The sequence below is a fragment of the Rothia sp. BD8 genome (assembly GCF_044878465.1).
Classification (GTDB): domain Bacteria; phylum Actinomycetota; class Actinomycetes; order Actinomycetales; family Micrococcaceae; genus Rothia; species Rothia kristinae.
On the sequence record NZ_JANJES010000012.1, the window covers coordinates 1 to 18,402 of the forward strand.

The following is an 18,402-nucleotide window of genomic DNA, read 5'->3' on the forward strand; positions in this document are numbered from 1 at the left end:
GCCGGCGGCCCCCCCCCCGGCGCGCAGCCAGCGCCCCCCCGGGACGCCCCCCAGGCACTACCCCAACCCCCGGGCCAGCGCGACCCCCCCGGCCAGGGCCCCGCCGAGCACCCCCGCGCCGACGCCGAACACGCACCGGCGCACGGCCCGGGCGGCGTCGGGGGCCGTGCGGGCGGCCATGAACACCGCGGCGATCAGCAGGGGCCCCGGATCGAAGCCGCCCAGGGCCAGGCCCGCGCAGGCGGCGAGGTACGCCGGGATGCTCATGCCGAGCTGACGGACTCGGCGCCGGCGGTGGGGGCGGGGGGGGGGGGGCCCCGGGGGGGGGGGGCGCCCCGGGGGGGCCGCCCCCCCCCGCCCGGGGGGGGGGGGGGGGGGGAGGGGCGCGGGCGGCGGCCCCCCCCCCCCCCCCCCGCCCCCCCCCCCCCCCCCCGCCCCGCCCCCCCGGGCCGGGCCGCGCCCCCGCGCCCCCCCCCCCCCCCCCCCCCCCCCCCCCACCCCGCCCCGAACCGACGGCGCGAGGAGGAGGGGGTGGGCGCCGGTCAGCGGCCGATCATCAGCGGGCGGGTGGCCTGCTCCTCCTCGTGTCCGGGGCCCAGGGGGATGCCCTGCCGGTCCCGCATCATCAGGGTGGCCAGCGCCCCGATCGCCGTCATCGCCCCGAGGTAGATCACGATCGCCGTCGTCGTGCCGGTGGCCTGCAGGAGGTACTTGGCGATGGTGGGGGCGAAGGCTCCGCCGAGGATCGCGCCGATCGCGTAGGAGATGGACACCCCGGAGAAGCGCACCGAGGCCGGGAACATCTCTGTGTACGCGGCCGGCTGCTGACCGTAGGTGAACCCCAGGCCCACCGTGAGGATCGCCAGGCCGAGGAACAGCTTCACGGGGTCCCCGGTGTTGACCAGGGGGAACAGCGTGAGCACGCCGATCAGCTGCAGCGCCCACCCCAGCAGGTAGGAGCTGCGCCGCCCCATCCGGTCCGCTGCCCATCCGGCCATCAGGGTGAACGTCAGCCACGTCACGGCCGAGCCGGTCACGGCCAGCAGCACGGGTCCGCGGGCCATCCCCAGCGGGCCGTCGGGGTCCGTGGTGTAGTTCTGGATGAAGCCGCCGGTGGTCATGTAGCCGACGGCGTTGTTGCCGGCGAACATGAGTGCTGCGACCACCACCAGCGCCCCGTGGCGGCGGAACAGCACGCCGATCGGCGCGGAGCGCTTCTGGCGGCGGTCCGCGATCTGCTGGAACACCGGGGACTCGGCGACGCCGTGGCGGATCCAGTATCCGACGCCGATCAGCACCACGGACAGCAGGAACGGCACCCGCCAGCCCCACTGCAGGAAGGCCTCGCCCGGGGCGATCGCGTTCATCAGCGCGAGCATCCCGGAGGCCATGAGCAGACCCAGCGGCACCCCGACCTGGGGGCTGGCGCCGTAGAGCCCGCGCCGGTCCACGGGGGCGTGCTCCACGGACATCAGGGCGGCCCCGCCCCACTCGCCGCCCGCGGAGATGCCCTGCAGGATGCGCAGCGCGAACAGCAGGATCGGAGCGGTCACCCCGGCGGTGTGGTAGCTGGGCAGGACGCCGATCAGCGTGGTCGCGGCTCCCATGCCGATCAGGGTGATCATCAGGACCCGCTTGCGCCCGATCCGGTCCCCGAAGTGCCCGGCGAGGAAGGCGCCCAGCGGGCGGAACAGGAAGCTCAGCCCCACGGTGAGGAAGGAGACGAGCACCGCCGCCTGGGGGCCCAGCGGCTGGAAGAACAGCTGCCCGAAGACGAGGCCGGCGGCGGAGGCGTAGAGGAAGAAGTCGTACCACTCGATGCTGGTGCCGATGATGGTCCCGGCGATGACGCGGCGCTGCTCCCGGCGCTGGTCGATGGTGCGCAGGGCGGCGGTCGTGGTGGTGGGGTCGTGGTGGGCAGCCTCGGGTAGGCGGGCCTCGGAGGAGACGTCCTCGGGCACGGGTGGGGTGTCGGGGGTGTGGCGACCATGTCGGTGACTCCTTTGTCAGACGAGCGGCGGAAGCTGCGGATGAGCTGCATCACAGATCGGCAGCTTGCGCCAGATCATATACGGTGTGCGGCTCAAAGGGGACCCTTGTCACACTTCGGCAGGATGATATACGATCCTGACAGATCCATCGGAGCATCCACAGGCAGGACCGCGCATGAGCATCGACCCCCGCAGCGACCGCGACGACGGCGCCCGCGATTCCGCCTCGACCGCCGTCCCCGTCCCCGAAGGCGCCCAGGTCATCGCGGTGCACGTGGCCTACGAGTCCCGGGCCGCCCAGCGCGGACGGCGCCCCGAGGAGCCCTCCTACTTCCTCAAGCCCGCCGGCTCCCTGGCCGGTTCCGGCGGCGTCGTCGAGCGGCCCGAGGGCACCGAGCTGCTGGCCTTCGAGGGCGAGATCGCCCTGATCATCGGCGCCACCGCGCACCGCGTCGGCCTTGCGGAGGCCTGGGCGCACGTGGGGGCGGTGACCGCCGCGAACGACCTCGGCCTGTACGACTACCGCGCCGCGGACAAGGGCTCCAACCTGCGCTCCAAGGGCCGAGCCGGGTACACCCCGCTGGGCCCGGAGCTGATCGACGCCCGCGCCGTGGACCCCGCCGCGCTGCGCGTGCGCACCTGGGTCAACGGCGAGCTGCGCCAGGAGGACACCACCGCCGACGAGCACATGATCTTCCCCCTGGCCCGCTTCGTCGCGGACCTCTCCCAGCACCTCGTCCTGCGCCCCGGGGACGTGATCCTCACCGGCACCCCGGCCGGGTCCTCCGTGATCGCCCCGGGCGACGTCGTGGAGGTGGAGGTGGACGCCCCCGACGCCGCGGGGCACCCCACCAGCGGCCGGCTGAGCACCCGCGTGGTCGCCGGGCCAGGCGGCTTCGACGCCGCCCTCGGCTCCCTGCCGACGACGGATGAGAAGCAGCGCGAGGAAGCCTGGGGCTCCCGGGAAGCCGCGGGGCTGGTCCCCGACGACGCCGTCCCCGCCGAGTCCGCGACAGCCGAGTCAGCTCCGGCCGCGACCGCCCCCGCCGCCCCGGCTTCGGCCCGGCAGCCCGGCACCCCCGCCCCCGTGGACCCCGAGCTGCGCGCCCTGCTGGAGTCCACCCCCACCGCGGGACTCTCCGCCCAGCTGCGCGCCCGCGGCATCCACGGCATCGTCATCGAGGGGGTGCACCCGCTGACCCCGGGCACCCGGATGGTCGGGGTGGCCCGCACCCTGCGCTTCCTGCCCCTGCGGGAGGACCTGTTCGCCGAGCACGGCAGCGGGTACAACGCCCAGAAGCGGGCCTTCGACGCCGTGGGCGAGGGCGAGGTGCTGGTGATCGAGGCCCGCGGGGAGACCGGCTCCGGGACCCTCGGGGACGTGCTGGCCCTGCGCGCCCGCCACCTCGGGGCCGCAGGGGTGGTCACCGACGGCGGCGTCCGGGACTCCGCGGCCGTGGCCGGGATCGGCCTGCCCGTCTTCGCCGGCACCCGCCACCCGGCCGTGCTGGGGGAGCGGCACGTTCCGTGGGAGGCGGACACCGCCGTGGCCTGCGGGAACGCCGCCGTGCTCCCGGGGGACGTGCTCGTGGGGGACGACGACGGCGTCATCGTGATTCCGCGGGCCCTGGCCCGCGAGGTGGCCGAGGCCGCCCGCGAGAAGGAGATCCAGGACGAGTGGGTGGCCGAGCGGGTGGCCCAGGGGCATCCCGTGGACGGGCTGTTCCCGCCCGTCGGGACGTGGAAGGAGGCGTACCGGACATGGCGCAGCGAGCAGGGGTGACCGCCGTCGAGACCCCCGCCCCCACCGAGGCGGAGGCCGGGTTGAGCAAGGCCGAACGGGCCTACCGGTGGATCAAGGACCGCATCCACGGCACCTGCACCGAGCAGGTCTTCCCGCCGGGCCAGCGCCTGGTGCTGAGCACCCTGGCGGATCGGCTGGGCATGTCCGTGGTCCCGGTGCGCGAGGCCATCCGCCAGCTGGAGGCCGAGGGGCTGGTGACCTTCGAGCGCAACGTCGGGGCGCGGGTGGCCATGCGCGACGCCGCCGCGTACAGCGCCTCGATGCAGACCCTGGGCCTGCTGGAGGGCGCGGCCACCGCCGTCGCCGCCGAGCACCTCACGCCCGAGGACCTGGACCGGGCCCGCGGCATCAACGACCGGATGGCCCGGCTGCTGGAGGACTTCGAGCCCGCCGAGTTCACTCGGCTGAACCACGAGTTCCACCGGGTGCTGTTCGACCGCTGCCCCAACCCCCGGCTGATCGAGCTGGTGGAGGCCGAGTGGGAGCGGCTGGGGCACCTGCGCGAATCCACCTTCTCCTTCGTCCCGGAGCGGGCCCGGGACTCCGTGGCCGAGCACGAGCAGCTGCTGGGCCTGCTGGAGTCCGATGCCGCTCCCGAGCGGATCGAGGCCGCGGCCCGGGCCCACCGAGCCGCGACCCTGGGCAGCTACCTGGCCCGCCAGCACCAACCGTCCAGCACCACCACCTGAGAGCAGGAGCCATGACCGAGAGCATCGAGCAGATCCAGCAGCAGGCCCGACCGGCGGACCTGCCGGAGGTCCTGCGCCACTACATCGGCGGGGAGTTCGTCGACTCCCTCGACGGGGAGACCTTCGACGTCCTCGACCCCGTGACCAACCGGCCCTACATCCGCGCGGCCTCCGGGATGAAGGCCGACGTCGACGCCGCCGTCGCCGCCGCGAAGGAGGCCTTCGAGCACGGCCCCTGGCCCGGGATGCTGCCGCGGGAGCGCTCCCGGGTGCTGCACCGGATCGCGGACATCGTGGAGTCCCGCGGGGAGGCGCTGGCCGCGATGGAGTCCTACGACTCCGGCCTGCCGATCACCCAGGCCCTGGGCCAGGCGCGCCGGGCCGCGGAGAACTTCCGGTTCTTCGCGGACCTGATCGTCGCCCAGCACGACGACGCCTTCAAGGTCCCCGGCCGCCAGGTCAACTACGTCAACCGCAAGCCCAAGGGCGTGGCCGGGCTGATCACCCCCTGGAATACCCCGTTCATGCTGGAGTCCTGGAAGCTGGCCCCCGCCATCGCCACCGGCAACACCGTGGTGCTCAAGCCCGCCGAGTTCACCCCGCTGTCCGCGTCCCTGTGGCCGGGGATCTTCGAGGAGGCCGGGCTGCCCGTCGGCGTGTTCAACCTGGTCAACGGGTTCGGTGAGGAGGGCTACGCCGGGGACTCGCTGGTCAGGCACCCGGACGTCCCGCTGATCTCCTTCACCGGGGAGTCCCGGACCGGGCAGATCATCTTCGCCAACGCCGCCCCGCATCTGAAGGGCCTGTCCATGGAGCTGGGCGGGAAGTCCCCCGCCGTCGTGTTCGAGGACGCGGACCTGGACACCGCGATCGACGCGACGATCTTCGGGGTGTTCTCCCTCAACGGCGAGCGCTGCACAGCCGGCTCCCGGATCCTCGTGCAGCGCGGGATCTACGACGAGTTCGTCTCCCGCTACGCCGCCCAGGCCGAGCGGGTGAAGGTGGGCCTGCCCTCGGAGAAGACCACGGAGGTCGGGGCGCTGGTGCATCCGGAGCACTTCGAGAAGGTCATGTCCTACGTTCAGATCGGCAGGACCGAGGCCCGGCTGGTGGCCGGCGGCGGACGCCCGGAGCAGTTCCCGGAGGGCAACTTCATCCGGCCCACGGTCTTCGCCGACGTCGTCCCCGAGGCCCGGATCTTCCAGGAGGAGATCTTCGGGCCGGTCGTGGCCATCACCCCCTTCGACACCGAGGAGGAGGCGCTGGCCCTGGCCAATGACACGAAGTACGGGCTGGCCGCCTACATCTGGACCAACGATCTGAAGCGCGCCCACACCTTCGCCCAGGCCACCCAGGCCGGGATGGTGTGGCTGAACTCCAACAACGTCCGGGACCTGCGCACCCCGTTCGGCGGGGTCAAGGCCTCCGGGCTGGGGCACGAGGGCGGCTACCGCTCCATCGACTTCTACACGGACCAGCAGGCCGTGCACATCAACCTCGGCGAGGTCCACAACCCCGTCTTCGGCAAACAGGCCTGAAGCCGCCCGGCACCCCCGCCGTCCGACGCCGCCCCGCCCGGGCGGCGTCGGGCCCGTACTCCTTCCCGATCCACCGACCATCACGAGCAAAGGCGCCGCAGATGAGCACCCAGGACACCGCACCCATCCCCACTCCCTCCGTGCAGCCGCCGGACATCCTGCGCTGCGCGTACATGGAGCTGATCGTCACCGACCTGGCCAGGTCCCGGGAGTTCTACGTGGACCTGCTCGGCCTGGTGGTCACCGAGGAGGACGACGAGGCGATCTACCTGCGCTCCATGGAGGAGTTCATCCACCACAACCTGGTGCTGCGCCGGGGCCCGGTGGCCGCGGTGCGCGCCTTCTCCTACCGGGTGCGCACCCCGGAGGATGTCGACGCCGCCGAGGCCTACTACCGGGAGCTGGGCTGCCGGGTCGAGCGCCGTCGGGAGGGATTCGTCAAGGGCATCGGGGATTCGGTGCGGGTGGAGGACCCGCTGGGCTTCCCCTACGAGTTCTTCCACGAGGTCGCCCACGTGGAGCGCCTGGCCTGGCGCTACGACCTGTACGGCGCGGGCGCGCTGGTGCGCCTGGACCACTTCAACCAGGTGACCCCGGACGTGCCGCGGGCCTGCCGCTACATGGAGGGACTGGGGTTCCGGATCACCGAGGACATCTCCGATGAGCAGGGCACCGAGTACGCCGCGTGGATGCGCCGCAAGCCCACCGTGCACGACACCGCCATGACCGGCGGCAACGGTCCGCGGATGCACCACGTGGCCTTCGCGACCCACGAGAAGCACAACATCCTCTACATCTGCGACAAGATGGGGGCGCTGCGGATCTCGGACCGGATCGAGCGCGGCCCGGGCCGCCACGGCGTCTCCAACGCGTTCTACCTGTACATCCTGGACCCGGACGGGCACCGCATCGAGATCTACACCCAGGACTACTACACCGGGGACCCGGACAACCCGGTGGTGCACTGGGACGTGCACGACAACCAGCGGCGGGACTGGTGGGGCAACCCCGTGGTCCCCTCCTGGTACACCGAGGCCTCCCCGGTGCTGGACCTGGACGGGAACCCGCAGCCGGTGGTGGACCGTGAGGCCGCCTCGGAGCTGGAGGTGACCATCGGCGCGGACGGGTTCTCCTACACCCGGGCCGATGACGAGGCCGGCACCTACCGGGGCGAGGCCGCCAAGGGCTTCAAGATCGGGAACCAGCTCTAGGGGGGGGCGTCGTGCTGGATGAGAGGACCCGCGAGCAGATCGCGCAGCAGCTGCACCGGGCCGGTGAGGATCGGCGGCCGGTGCCGCTGCTGACCGCCCGCTACCCGGAGATGACCGTCGAGGACTCCTACGCCGTGCAGCGGATCTGGGCCCGGCGGCAGGAGGAGGCCGGGCGGCGCAAAGCCGGGCACAAGATCGGCCTGACCTCCAAGGCCATGCAGGAGGCCACCGGCATCGACGAACCCGACTACGGGGTGATCTTCGATGACCAGGTCCGCGACTCCGGGCACGTGTTCACCTGGGAGCGGTACACGCATCCGCGGATCGAGATGGAGCTGGCCTTCGTCCTGAAGGACGACCTCGTCGGTCCCGGGGTGAGCATCTTCGACGTCCTGTGCGCCACCGAGTACGTCGTCCCCGCCCTCGAGGTCTTGGACTCCCGCATCGCGATGGAAGGCCGCACCATCGTGGACACCATCGCGGACAACGCCGCCCTCGGGGCGATGGTCCTCGGCGGGAGCCCCGTCGCCCCCGACGCCGTCGACCTGCGATGGGTCGCCGGGACCCTCTCCCGCAACCAGGAGATCATCGAGACCGGGGTGGCCGCCGGCGTCCTGAACCACCCCGCCAATGGGGTGCGCTGGCTGGCCGATCGCCTCGCGGGGCACGGGGACCGGCTCGAGGCCGGGCAGATCATCCTCGCCGGCTCCTTCGCCCGACCCCTGTGGGTCCATCAGGGCGACACCGTGTACGCCGACTACCGAGAGCTGGGGACCATCACATGCCGTTTCGAGTAGAGCTCCCGCCGACCCTCGCCGAGCGGCTTGCGGCCCGACCCGGACAGAGTGCGGCGGACGGCGTCGAGCCCGGCCCGGGCGGCGTCGCACCGGAGGCTCCCGCGCCCCTGGCCGGGATGTGGGTGTGCTCCGGGTCCCCGACGGTCGCGGAGATCGCCGGGGCCGCCGGGATGGACTGGGTGCTGATCGACGGCGAGCACTCGCCCATCGGCCTGGAGACCATCACCGGGCTGCTGCGCGCGCTTGCGGCCTATCCCGCGACCCCGGTGGTGCGGGTCCCGGCCCTGGATGCGGTGGTGATCAAGCAGGTGCTGGACGCCGGGGCGCAGAACCTCCTGGTGCCGATGGTGGACACCGCCGAGCAGGCCGCCGACGCCGTGCGGGCGGTGCGCTACCCGCCGGCCGGGGTGCGCGGGGTGGGCTCCGCCCTGGCGCGGGCCTCCCGGTGGAACGCGGTGCCGGAGTACCTGGCCCGCGCCGCGGGGCTGGTGTCCCTGACGGTGCAGATCGAATCCGCCGCGGCGGTGGAGCAGGCGGCGGCGATCGCGGCCGTCGAGGGCGTGGACGCACTGTTCGTGGGTCCGGCGGACCTGGCCGCGTCGATGGGGCTGCTGGGTCAGCAGGGCCACCCGGAGGTGGTGGCCGCGGTGCACCGGGTCTTCGACGCCGCCCATGCCGCGGGCAAGCCCGTGGGGGTGAACTGCTTCGACCCGGAGCGGGCGCGGGAGTACGCGCGGGCCGGAGCGGACTTCCTCTCCGTCACCGCCGACGTCACCCTGATGATGCGCGGCGCCCAGGAGGCCGCGGCCTCTTTGCGCTGATCGCCGGACCCGCTGACCTGCTGACCCGGCGCATCCGTTCCCACTCTTCCCGCGAGAGCTCGGTGACCCGGCGCATTCGTTCCCACCCTCCCGCGACCCGGCGCATTCGTTCCCGAAAATGACGATTTAGGGAACGGATGCGCCGTCTCGCGTGGGCGGAGGGGGTGGGAGGGAACGAGAGCGCCGGGTCGGTGGGCTCAGGGGAGCGGCTGGGAACCGGAGCGCCGGCTCGGGTGCGGGGGAGTGGGCTCCGGCAGCTCCCGCGCGTCCACCAGCTCCGCTCCGGCCAGGGCATAGGAGAGGCCCCGGTGGTTCCGGGTGGGGATGACGGCGATCAGGGCGGCCAGGATCCACAGGCCCAGCGCCAGCGTGAGCACCGCGGTGCCGATGCCTTCCGCGGCCGCCGCTGCCTCGGCGCGCACCGCCACGTACACCCCGGCCACGCTCAGCGCCCGCACCAGGGACCGCCACAGCGGCAGTCGGCGCGACCCCGAACCCTCCACCGCCGCGTGCGGGGTCCGGCGCACCGGGGCCAGCCACACGGCCTTCTGCCCCGCCGAGGCTCGCGTGCCGGTCACGGCGGGGACCAGGACCCACAGCAGACCGGGCAGCAGCACCGTCGTCGTCCCCTGGATCCCGGCGGAGGGTCGCTGCCATCCGGTGACGTGGAAGAGCATCGCCGCGGCCGTGGAGGCGGCCAGCGTCACGACGCCGATGCCCAGCCAGTCCAGCAGCATCGCGAACCACCGGCGCCACACGGTCACCGGGCGGGGCACGCGGCGGGTCGCGGCCAGCTCCGCGGAGGACGGCATCCACGCCAGGAACAGCGGGGCCACCACCGCGCCGATGAGGGCGCCGGTGGTGTTGGCGATGAGGTCATCGACGTCGGCCAGCCGGTAGGCGCACGGGTAGAGGAACCACAGGCCCGTGTACTGCGAGGACTCGATGAGCAGGGAGCCGAGGAACCCGGTGACGGTGGCGGTGAGCCAGCTGCGCTTGAAGAAGCCGCGCACCAGCATCCCCCACGGCAGGAACAGCACCACGTTGAACACCACCTGCAGGGTCACCCGCGAGGTCAGCATCCCGGTCGTGGACAGCCCCGCCGTCTGGGTGCGGATGTCCTGCAGGAAGTGGAAGGGGACCAACTGGATCGCCGAGCCGCCCGAGCAGTCCAGGCTGCCCGGCTCCGGCAGCGGCAGCATGGTGTACGCGAACAGCCCGGCCGCGTAGAGGCTGACCGCGAGGCTGCCGATGATCCGGCGCAGCGGCGGGTGCCCGTAGCGGCGGTACTGCCACACGAGCAGGGGGATGAGGACCGCGAGGAACAGCAGGGTCCCCGCACCCAGGCCGATCCACAGCGGCCAGATCCATTCCTCCACGCGCGCATCTCCTCGGGGTCTCGACGTCGGCCGGTGCGGACCCCCACGCTACACGCGGGTTCGGCCCCTCCCGACGCCGACCTGCCCCCTTCCCAGCACCTGCCGATGCCGAGACGGCGCTGTCGTCCCCGAATCCCGCCGGAAGGGGAACGGAAGCGCCGGCTCGCGGGGAGGGGCCACGGGTGATCGGGTTCACGGATCGACGCCGCCGGGGGTAGGGTGGCACCCAACAAAACGAAAGGCGTTCGTTATCTGGTGGCCGCTGCCGGATTCCGCACCCTGATCGTCCGCGACCCTGACAAGGAGCGCCCGTGAGTTCACGACCCCGTCGCGAGGTCCCCATCCACACCTCCACCTCCCCGGCGGTCTCCCGGCGCCTCCGCTCGAGGAGGGAGGCCCCCGTCAGCATCCCGGGTGAAGGGACGGGCCGCGCCGGCGATGCCGAATCGCAGGTCTCGGGCAAGGGTCTCAGCGTCGGGAAGGTCGGACTGCTCGGGGCCGCCGTCGTCGGCATCTCCGTGATCGCTCCCGCCTACACCCTGGCCGGGGCGCTGGGGCCCACGGTCTCCGTCGTCGGGGTGCACCTTCCGGCGATCTTCCTGCTCGGCTTCGTGCCCATGCTGCTCGTGGCCGCGGGCTACCGGGAGCTGAACAGCGCGATGCCGGACTCCGGAACCACCTTCACCTGGGTGACCAAGACCTTCGGGCCCCGGATCGGATGGATCGGCGGGTGGGGGCTGCTGGCCGCGACCGTGCTGGTGCTGTCCAATCTCGCGGGGATCGCCGTGGACTTCTTCTATCTGCTGCTCGGGCAGATCTTCCGCAGCGACGCCATCACCGGCCTCTCCGGCAACGTGGCCGTCAATGTCCTGACCTGCCTGGTGTTCATGGCCGTCACCTGCGCGATCTCCTACCGCGGCGTGGAGGAGACCCAGCGCTTCCAGTACGTGCTGGTCGGCTTCCAGCTGCTGATCCTCGTCGTCTTCGCCACTGCCGCCCTGGTGCACGTGGCCCACGGCACTGCCTTCGACGGGCACACCCCCTCCATCGAATGGTTCAACCCCTTCGGCGTCGGCTCCTTCTCCGCCTTCTCCGCGGGCATCTCCCTGTCGGTGTTCATCTACTGGGGCTGGGACACCGCGCTGACCCTGAACGAGGAGGCCAAGGATCCGCAGAAGACGCCGGGTCGGGCCGCGCTGCTGGGGATCAGCGTCGTCGTCATCCTCTACCTCCTGGTGGCCTGCGCGACCCTGGCCTACTCCGGCACCGGCGACGGCGCCCTCGGCCTGTCCAACCCGGAGATCCAGGAGAACGTGTTCGCGGCGCTGGCGACGCCGGTGCTCGGGCCGCTGGGGGTGCTGATGTCCCTCGGTGTCCTGATGTCCTCGATCGCCTCGCTGCAGTCCACCATGGTCTCCCCGGCACGCACCATGCTCGCGATGGGCTTCTACGGCGCCCTGCCGCGTCGGTTCTCCCGCATCCACCCCCGCTTCCAGACCCCCAGCTACGCGACCGTCACCTCCACGGCCATCGCCGCCGGGTTCTACACCGTGATGCGCGTGGTCTCCGAGAACGTCCTGTGGGACACCATCTCCGCGCTGAGCCTCATGGTCTGCTTCTACTACGGCCTCACCGCTCTGGCCTGCGTCTGGTACTTCCGCCGCCAGGCCTTCCGCTCCGTCGGGGCGTTCCTGCGGATGCTCCTGGGGCCGCTGCTGGGCGGGGTGCTGCTGCTGATCTTCTTCGTGCGCACCACCGCGGACTCCTTCGACCCGGCCAACGGCTCCGGATCCGAGCTGTTCGGGGTGGGCCTGGTGTTCATCCTCGGCGCGGGGATCCTGCTGATCGGGGTGGTGACCATGCTGGTGCTGTCTCGGACGATGCCGGCCTTCTTTCGCGGGGAGATCGAGGTCGCCCCGGGCGCGGTGGACCGCCCCGAGTGACCCGCGCCGCCTCAGCCGAGGATGCGAGTCAGGCGCCGTTCCAGGCCGGTGAGGATGCCGTCCAACCCGATCTCGAAGGCCTCGGTCGCCGCCGCGGGGCCTCCCGTGGTCTCGTACAGGCCGTGCACCCGCGCCATCACGGGAAAGCGAGAGCTCAGGGCGCCGGGGGCGAAGATGTCCTGCGGTGCGGCGGCATCCAGTGCGCTGCCCAGCAGGAACGCCTCCAGGGTCTCCACCACGCGCAGCACCAGCGGCTCCGGCCACCCGGCGGCGAGGAAGCCGCGGATCACGGTCTCGTACATCTGCAGAGTCTGCGGGGCCTGGGCCACGGGGGTCAGGGCCAGGGCCGCCACCATGGAGGGCTGGGCGGAGAACGCCCGGAAGTAGGAGCGGGCCCAGGCTTCCGCGGCATCGCGCCAGGCTGCGGCCCGCGCGGCGGGATCTGCGAGCGGGGAGGCGGCGGTCTCCACCTCCGGTGCCTCGGGGCCCGCCCCCGCGGCCAGGCCCGCCAGGCCGGAGGCGTCGATGCCGCGCGCGACGTCGTCGGAGATGCGCGCGAGCACCTCGTCCTTGGAGCCCACGTGGTTGTACAGGGAGGAGGGGGCCACCCCGAGCCTGCGCGCCAGCATCGTCATGGTGAAGCCCTCGCCCACGGATTCCAACAGGTCCCGGGCGGCGGCGACGATGCGCTGCGGGTCCAGGACGGTGCGGGTGGGGCGGCCACGGCGGCGCGGGGGCTTCTGGGTCACGGCCTCGACCTTACCGCCGTCACTGTGCTGGGCCGGGGTGACGCGGGGCGCGTCCGCAGGTACACTGCAAAACGAACACCATTCGTTTTTCTGTCTCCCGCGAAAGGCCCCCGCCATGACGTCCAGCACCCCCGCCGCCCACCCGGACTGGCCCAGCCGCGAGGTCGACGTCGTCGTCATCGGCGCCGGCCCCTCCGGGCTGAACGCCGCCCGGGACCTGAAGAACGCCGGGAAGAGCGTGGCTGTGCTCGAAGCGCGGCAGCGCGTGGGCGGTCGCACCTGGTCCAAGGAGGTGGACGGGCACTTCCTGGAGATCGGCGGCCAGTGGATCTCCCCGGATCAGACCGCCCTCCTGGAGCTCGTGCGGGAGCTGGGTCTGCGGACCTACTCCCGCTACCGCGACGGCGAGTCCGTCTACCGAGCCCCGGACGGTACCGTCACCCGCTACACCGGCGAGATGTTCCCCGCGTCGGAGCGCACCCAGGCGGAGATGGCCCGGCTCATCGGGATCCTGGATGACCTCGCCGCGCAGATCGGCCCGCACGAGCCCTGGGCCCATCCCCTGGCCCGCGAGCTGGACACCATCAGCTTCCACCACTGGCTGCGCGAGCAGTCCGCGGATGAGGAGGCCTGCCAGAACATCGGCCTGTTCATCGCCGGGGGGATGCTCACCAAACCCGCGCACGCCTTCTCCGCGCTGCAGGCCGTGCTCATGGCCGCCTCCGCCGGCTCCTTCTCGAACCTCGTGGATGAGGACTTCATCCTCGATGAGCGCGTGCTGGGCGGCATGCAGTCCGTGTCCACCACCATCGCCGAGCAGCTCGGGGAGGATGTGATCCTGGAGCACCCCGTGCGCGTGCTGCGCTGGCAGGAGGAGGGCACCCACCCCGTCCTGGTGGAGGCGGAGCACTTCACCGAGGACGGCGAGGCCGACGGCACCGGGGTGGTGGTGAGGGCTCGGCGCGCCGTCGTCGCCGTGCCGCCGAACCTCTACGAGCGCATCTCCTTCGTCCCGGCGCTGCCGCGGCGCCAGCAGCAGATGCACCAGCACCAGTCCCTCGGCCTGGTGATCAAGGTCCACGCCGTGTACGAGACCCCGTTCTGGCGGGACAAGGGCCTGTCCGGCACCGCCTTCGCCGCGGACCACCTGGTGCAGGAGGTCTACGACAACACCCACTGGGATCCCGCCACCGGGCAGGAGCACGCCCGGGGCACCCTGGTCGGCTTCGTCTCCGACGAGAAGGCGGACGCCATGTTCGAGCTCACCGCGGAGCAGCGCAAGGCCGCGATCCTCGATGCCATCGCCGAGCTGCTCGGCGAGGAGGCCAAGCACCCGGTGGTCTACTACGAGTCCGACTGGGGCGCGGAGGAATGGACCCGCGGGGCCTACGCCGCCAGCTACGACCTCGGCGGACTGCACCGCTACGGGGCGGACCAGAACGCCCCCGTGGGCCCGATCCACTGGTCCTGCTCGGACATCGCCGCGGAGGGCTACCAGCACGTGGACGGCGCGGTGCGCATGGGCCGGAAGACCGCCCGAGAGATCCTCGAGCAGCTGTGAGGTACGTCGTCGGGTACACCCCGAATGCGCGGGGACGCGATGCCCTGAACCTCGCCGTGGCGATGGCCCGCTCCCTGGACGTGGGCCTGGACATCGCCTACGTGGTGAAGGTCGAGGAGACCTTCTCCCGCGCGCTGAAGGGCGGCGGGAACTACACCCAGATGGTCGAGGCGCAGGCCAAGCGCTGGCTGACCGAGGCCGCCCAGCTCATCCCGGACGACGTCGACGCCTCCTTCCACCTGCACCGTGCGGCCAGCTCCGCCACCGGTCTGCTGGAGCTGGCCGAGATCCGCGGCGCCGGGGCCGTCCTGGTCGGCGGAGCCAAGACCAGCACCTGGCGCCGCCACGGCATCGGTTCCGTCTCCAACGCCCTGCTGCACCGGGCCACCCTCCCGGTGATCCTGGCCCCGCGTGAGGCGGATCCGCAGGAGCGCCTGACCCGGATCGACTGCGCGGTCAGCCCGGAGGAGGACGGCATGGGGCTGGTCGCCGAAGCCGTGGCGACCATGAACCGCACGGGTCTGCCGCTGCGGCTGGTCACCCTGGTGGACGAGACCAAGGAGACCAGCCGCGGGGCGCGGGCCACCGTGGAGGACATGCTGCGCCGCAGCCCGGTGCAGCCAGAGGATGCGGATCTGCTGAGCGTGGAGGTGGGGGTGGGCCGGTCCATCCCGGAGGCCGTGGACTCGGTGCACTGGGGGACCGGCTCCCTGCTGCTGGCCGGATCCTCCAAGCTCGCGGAGGCGGGGCGGCTGTTCCTCTCCTCCACCACCTCGAAGATCCTCACGGCCCTGCCCATCCCCCTCGTGGTGGTCCCCCGGGATTATCAGCCCGGCCGCAACGGCTCCACCGCCCTGCCCTGGACGGGCGCCCTGCCCGCCATCCGGCGCGACTAGAATCACACCCGGGGGCGGCGCTGCCGCCACCCGCCCACCGACCCCTCGGACCTCCGAGAGAAAGAAGTGCGTTCCTTGTCTGAGATCACCTACCGCCTGCCGCAGGAGATCCGCCTGACCGGGGAGTTCCCCGGGCCCAAGTCCCGGGAGCTCACCGAGCGCCGCGCCCGGGTGGTGCCCGCCGGTGTGGCCTCCTCCACCCCGGTGTACGCGGCCGACGCCGACGGCGGCGTCGTCGTGGACGTGGACGGCAACTCCCTGGTGGACCTGGGCTCCGGCATCGCCGTGACCTCGGTGGGCGCCTCCGCCCCGGTCGTGGTGGACGGGGTGCGCGAGGCCGCATCGCACTTCACCCACACCTGCTTCATGGTCACCCCCTACGAGGGGTACGTGGCCGTCGCGGAGCAGCTGAACGAGCTGACCCCCGGGGACCACCCCAAGCGCACCGTGCTGTTCAACTCCGGTGCCGAGGCCGTGGAGAACGCGGTGAAGATCGCGCGGGCCGCGACCTCCCGCAACGCCGTCGTCGTCTTCGACCACGCCTACCACGGGCGCACCAACCTGACGATGGCCCTGACCGCGAAGGCCGCCCCGTACAAGGCCGGCTTCGGGCCCTTCGCCCCGGAGATCTACCGGGTGCCGATGAGCTACCCGTACCGGGAGGCCGCCCCGATCGGCGGGAAGGAGGCCGCGGAGCGGGCCATCCAGCAGATCGAGAAGCAGATCGGCGCGGAGAACGTGGCCGCGGTGCTGATCGAGCCGATCCAGGGCGAGGGCGGGTTCATCGTCCCCGCGGATGGCTTCCTGCCGCGCCTGTCCGAGTGGACCCGGGACAACGGCGTCGTGTTCATCGCCGACGAGGTGCAGGCGGGGTTCTGCCGCACGGGGAAGTGGTTCGCCGTGGATCACGAGGGCGTGGTCCCGGACCTGGTGACCACGGCCAAGGGCATCGCCGGCGGGATGCCGCTGTCCGCGGTGACCGGGCGGGCCGAGCTGTTCGACGCCGTGAAGCCCGGCGGGCTCGGCGGCACCTACGGCGGCAACCCCGTCTCCTGCGCCGCGGCCCTGGGCGCGATCCAGACCATGCGGGACTGGGACCTCAGCGCCCGCGCCCAGGCCATCGAGGCGCAGGTGCGCTCCGTCCTTGAGCCGCTGGTGGAGGAGCTGGACATCGTCGGCGAGTTCCGCGGGCGCGGGGCCATGCTCGCGCTGGAGCTGGTCTCCGACTCCGCCTCCAAGACCCCGCACCCCACGGCCGCCAAGGAGATCGCGTCCTACTGCATGGACCGCGGGGTGATCGTGCTGACCGCCGGCACCTACGGCAACGTGATTCGGCTGCTGCCGCCGCTGGTGATCGGGGAGGAGCTGCTGGGCCGGGCCCTGGAGATCCTGGCCGACGCCATCCGCGCGGCGGCCTGATCGGCGTTCCCGTTCCGTAACAGGACAGGAGGAAACTGGGAGGATCACCTCCCGCCGACCTGAGGAGCACCGCTATGGCCGATTCGCCGCGCACCAATCCCTACGACGATCCGGTCTCCCCGCAGACCTCGATGGGCTCCACGGTCCACCGCCCGCGCGGCTCCCGGCGCGCCCCCGGCGGGCAGGCCCCCGGCGACGGCGCCCCCGAGAGCGGCGCGCCTTCGGCCCCGCGCAAGCTGCGCTCGCGCCACGTCACCATGATCACCCTGGGCGGGATCATCGGGGCGAGCCTGTTCGTGGGCTCCGGCAACGTCATCCGCTCCGTGGGTCCCGCCGCCGTGCTGTCCTACCTGCTCGGCGGGCTGCTGGTGTTCCTGGCGATGCGGATGCTGGGGGAGATGGCCGCGGCCCGCCCGGCCATCGGCTCCTTCATGGAGTACGCCCGGGTGGGGCTGGGCGACTGGGCCGCGTACCTGGTGGGCTGGCTGTACTGGTATTTCTGGGTCGGGGTGCTGGCCTACGAGTCCGTGCTCGGCGGGGAGACGCTGCACGGCTGGTTCCCCGTGCTGCCCGCCTGGGCGGGGTCCTTCCTGCTGCTGGCGCTGTTCGTCGGCACCAACATGATCTCGGTGCGCACCTTCGGGGAGGTGGAGTTCTGGCTGGCCAGCATCAAGGTCATCGCGATCGTCGTGTTTCTGGTGGCCGGGCTGCTCTTCGCCCTCGGGCTGTGGCCGGACACCTCGATGAGCGTGTCCAACCTGTGGGCCCACGGCGGCTTCGCCCCGCACGGGTACAGCGTGGCCCTGACCGGGGTGGCGCTGGTGATCTTCTCCTACTTCGGCACGGAGATCGCCGTGATGGCCGCCGCGGAGTCCGAGGACCCGGCCAAGGGGGTCCGGCAGGCCACCTCCACGGTGATCTGGCGGATCCTGCTGTTCTTCGTCGGCGCCGTCCTGGTGATCACCATGGTCATCCCGTGGGACGAGCTGCCCGCGCCCACCGACGTCGCCCACGCGCCGTTCACCCTGGTCTTCGCCCGGCTGGGCCTGCCCGGGGCCGACGTCGTGATGCAGCTGATCATCTTCACCGCGGTGCTCTCGGTGCTCAACTCGGGGCTGTACTCCGCCTCCCGGATGTTCGCGGCCCTGGCCCAGCAGGGCTTCGCCCCGCGGATCGTCGCCCGCCGCTCCCGCACCGGGGTGCCCGTGTTCGCGCTGCTGGCCTCGACCATCGGCGGGGTCATCGCCACGATCGTGAACTTCGCGGCCCCGGACTCCGGTGTCTTCGACTTCATCATGAACTCCGCGGGTCTGGTGGCGCTGTTCGTGTACGTGTTCATCGCGCTGACCCAGATGAACCTGCGCCGCCGGATGACGCCGCAGGAGCGGGACGGGCTTCAGCTGAAGGTGTGGTTCCATCCGTGGCTGAACATCCTGCTGATCGGCGGCGTCGCCTTCGTCCTGATCGTGATGCTGTTCAGTCCGGACGGACGCACCCAGGTGTGGACCAGCCTGATCGCCACGGGTGTGCTGGTGGCCTGCTGGCCGCTGGTGCGCCGTTCGCTCACCCGCCGTCGGGCCTGATGAGGCGGGCGAGGCGGGTGC

Annotated in this window: 15 protein-coding genes; 11 read left to right on the forward strand and 4 right to left on the reverse strand. The window is 72.2% G+C overall.

The genetic code is table 11. From position 1 onward, the window contains the following. Positions 1 to 57: 57 nt before the first annotated feature. Both NQ707_RS09005 and NQ707_RS09010 read right to left on the reverse strand, forming a co-directional pair. Positions 58 to 267, reverse strand: a complete 210-nt coding sequence (locus NQ707_RS09005) for a hypothetical protein (protein WP_404435515.1) — start codon at positions 265 to 267, stop codon at positions 58 to 60. Between the two features lie 275 nt (positions 268 to 542). Continuing rightward, positions 543 to 1,886: an MFS transporter gene (locus tag NQ707_RS09010; protein ID WP_404435560.1), complete on the reverse strand. Its 1,344-nt coding sequence runs from the start codon at positions 1,884 to 1,886 to the stop codon at positions 543 to 545. Between the two features lie 280 nt (positions 1,887 to 2,166). Between NQ707_RS09010 and NQ707_RS09015 the strand changes: the two genes are divergently transcribed. The 6 genes from NQ707_RS09015 (at position 2,167) to NQ707_RS09040 (ending at position 8,851) form a co-directional block, all read left to right on the forward strand. Next, complete coding sequence (locus tag NQ707_RS09015; RefSeq protein ID WP_404435517.1) at positions 2,167 to 3,774, forward strand: fumarylacetoacetate hydrolase family protein; 1,608 nt, start codon at positions 2,167 to 2,169, stop codon at positions 3,772 to 3,774. Then, positions 3,753 to 4,484, forward strand: a complete 732-nt coding sequence (locus NQ707_RS09020) for a GntR family transcriptional regulator (RefSeq protein ID WP_081046228.1) — start codon at positions 3,753 to 3,755, stop codon at positions 4,482 to 4,484. The genes NQ707_RS09015 and NQ707_RS09020 overlap by 22 nt, the downstream gene beginning before the upstream one ends. 11 nt (positions 4,485 to 4,495) lie before the next feature. Then, positions 4,496 to 6,022: an aldehyde dehydrogenase gene (locus NQ707_RS09025; protein WP_404435519.1), complete on the forward strand. Its 1,527-nt coding sequence runs from the start codon at positions 4,496 to 4,498 to the stop codon at positions 6,020 to 6,022. A gap of 101 nt (positions 6,023 to 6,123) precedes the next feature. Beyond that, on the forward strand, positions 6,124 to 7,233 hold the full coding sequence (gene hpaD, locus NQ707_RS09030) for a 3,4-dihydroxyphenylacetate 2,3-dioxygenase (protein ID WP_404435521.1): 1,110 nt from the start codon (positions 6,124 to 6,126) through the stop codon (positions 7,231 to 7,233). A gap of 11 nt (positions 7,234 to 7,244) precedes the next feature. Then, positions 7,245 to 8,030, forward strand: coding sequence for a 2-keto-4-pentenoate hydratase (locus tag NQ707_RS09035; protein ID WP_404435523.1), 786 nt, complete (start codon positions 7,245 to 7,247; stop codon positions 8,028 to 8,030). Further along, entirely contained in the window at positions 8,015 to 8,851 is an 837-nt protein-coding gene (locus NQ707_RS09040) for an HpcH/HpaI aldolase/citrate lyase family protein (protein ID WP_081101678.1), read from the forward strand. Before NQ707_RS09035 ends, NQ707_RS09040 begins: the two co-directional genes overlap by 16 nt. Before the next feature lie 197 nt (positions 8,852 to 9,048). On the opposite strand, the gene NQ707_RS09045 is transcribed toward NQ707_RS09040, so the two are convergent. Beyond that, entirely contained in the window at positions 9,049 to 10,230 is a 1,182-nt protein-coding gene (locus tag NQ707_RS09045) for a VanZ family protein (protein ID WP_064725541.1), read from the reverse strand. A gap of 407 nt (positions 10,231 to 10,637) precedes the next feature. On the opposite strand from NQ707_RS09045, the gene NQ707_RS09050 reads away from it, so the two are divergent. Continuing rightward, on the forward strand, positions 10,638 to 12,173 hold the full coding sequence (locus tag NQ707_RS09050) for an APC family permease (RefSeq protein WP_404435562.1): 1,536 nt from the start codon (positions 10,638 to 10,640) through the stop codon (positions 12,171 to 12,173). Between the two features lie 11 nt (positions 12,174 to 12,184). Here the strand turns inward: NQ707_RS09050 and NQ707_RS09055 are convergent, their stop codons facing one another. Further along, positions 12,185 to 12,922: a TetR/AcrR family transcriptional regulator gene (locus NQ707_RS09055; RefSeq protein ID WP_404435525.1), complete on the reverse strand. Its 738-nt coding sequence runs from the start codon at positions 12,920 to 12,922 to the stop codon at positions 12,185 to 12,187. Between the two features lie 115 nt (positions 12,923 to 13,037). Here NQ707_RS09055 and NQ707_RS09060 point away from each other — a divergent pair, with 115 nt between their 5' ends. The 4 genes from NQ707_RS09060 (at position 13,038) to NQ707_RS09075 (ending at position 18,381) form a co-directional block, all read left to right on the forward strand. Further along, on the forward strand, positions 13,038 to 14,483 hold the full coding sequence (locus NQ707_RS09060) for a flavin monoamine oxidase family protein (protein ID WP_404435527.1): 1,446 nt from the start codon (positions 13,038 to 13,040) through the stop codon (positions 14,481 to 14,483). Further along, the gene (locus NQ707_RS09065; RefSeq protein WP_404435529.1) at positions 14,480 to 15,379 is read left to right on the forward strand and encodes a universal stress protein; all 900 of its coding nucleotides are present in this window, start codon (positions 14,480 to 14,482) and stop codon (positions 15,377 to 15,379) included. The genes NQ707_RS09060 and NQ707_RS09065 overlap by 4 nt, the downstream gene beginning before the upstream one ends. 75 nt (positions 15,380 to 15,454) lie before the next feature. Next, positions 15,455 to 16,798 (forward strand): 4-aminobutyrate--2-oxoglutarate transaminase, encoded by a 1,344-nt coding sequence (gene gabT / locus NQ707_RS09070; protein ID WP_404435531.1) that lies wholly within the window; start codon positions 15,455 to 15,457, stop codon positions 16,796 to 16,798. Positions 16,799 to 16,872: 74 nt separating this feature from the next. Beyond that, positions 16,873 to 18,381, forward strand: a complete 1,509-nt coding sequence (locus tag NQ707_RS09075; protein WP_232238553.1) for an amino acid permease — start codon at positions 16,873 to 16,875, stop codon at positions 18,379 to 18,381. Positions 18,382 to 18,402: the final 21 nt, after the last annotated feature.

Excerpts from the sequence above, each read along its gene's own strand:
- NQ707_RS09060 (WP_404435527.1), top strand. The coding sequence starts at position 13,038 with ATGACGTCCAGCACCCCCGCCGCCCACCCGGACTGGCCCAGCCGCGAG.
- NQ707_RS09025 (WP_404435519.1), top strand. The coding sequence starts at position 4,496 with ATGACCGAGAGCATCGAGCAGATCCAGCAGCAGGCCCGACCGGCGGAC.
- hpaD (WP_404435521.1), top strand. The coding sequence starts at position 6,124 with ATGAGCACCCAGGACACCGCACCCATCCCCACTCCCTCCGTGCAGCCG.
- NQ707_RS09075 (WP_232238553.1), top strand. The coding sequence starts at position 16,873 with ATGGCCGATTCGCCGCGCACCAATCCCTACGACGATCCGGTCTCCCCG.
- NQ707_RS09040 (WP_081101678.1), top strand. The coding sequence starts at position 8,015 with ATGCCGTTTCGAGTAGAGCTCCCGCCGACCCTCGCCGAGCGGCTTGCG.
- NQ707_RS09005 (WP_404435515.1), bottom strand. The coding sequence starts at position 267 with ATGAGCATCCCGGCGTACCTCGCCGCCTGCGCGGGCCTGGCCCTGGGC.
- NQ707_RS09020 (WP_081046228.1), top strand. The coding sequence starts at position 3,753 with ATGGCGCAGCGAGCAGGGGTGACCGCCGTCGAGACCCCCGCCCCCACC.
- NQ707_RS09015 (WP_404435517.1), top strand. The coding sequence starts at position 2,167 with ATGAGCATCGACCCCCGCAGCGACCGCGACGACGGCGCCCGCGATTCC.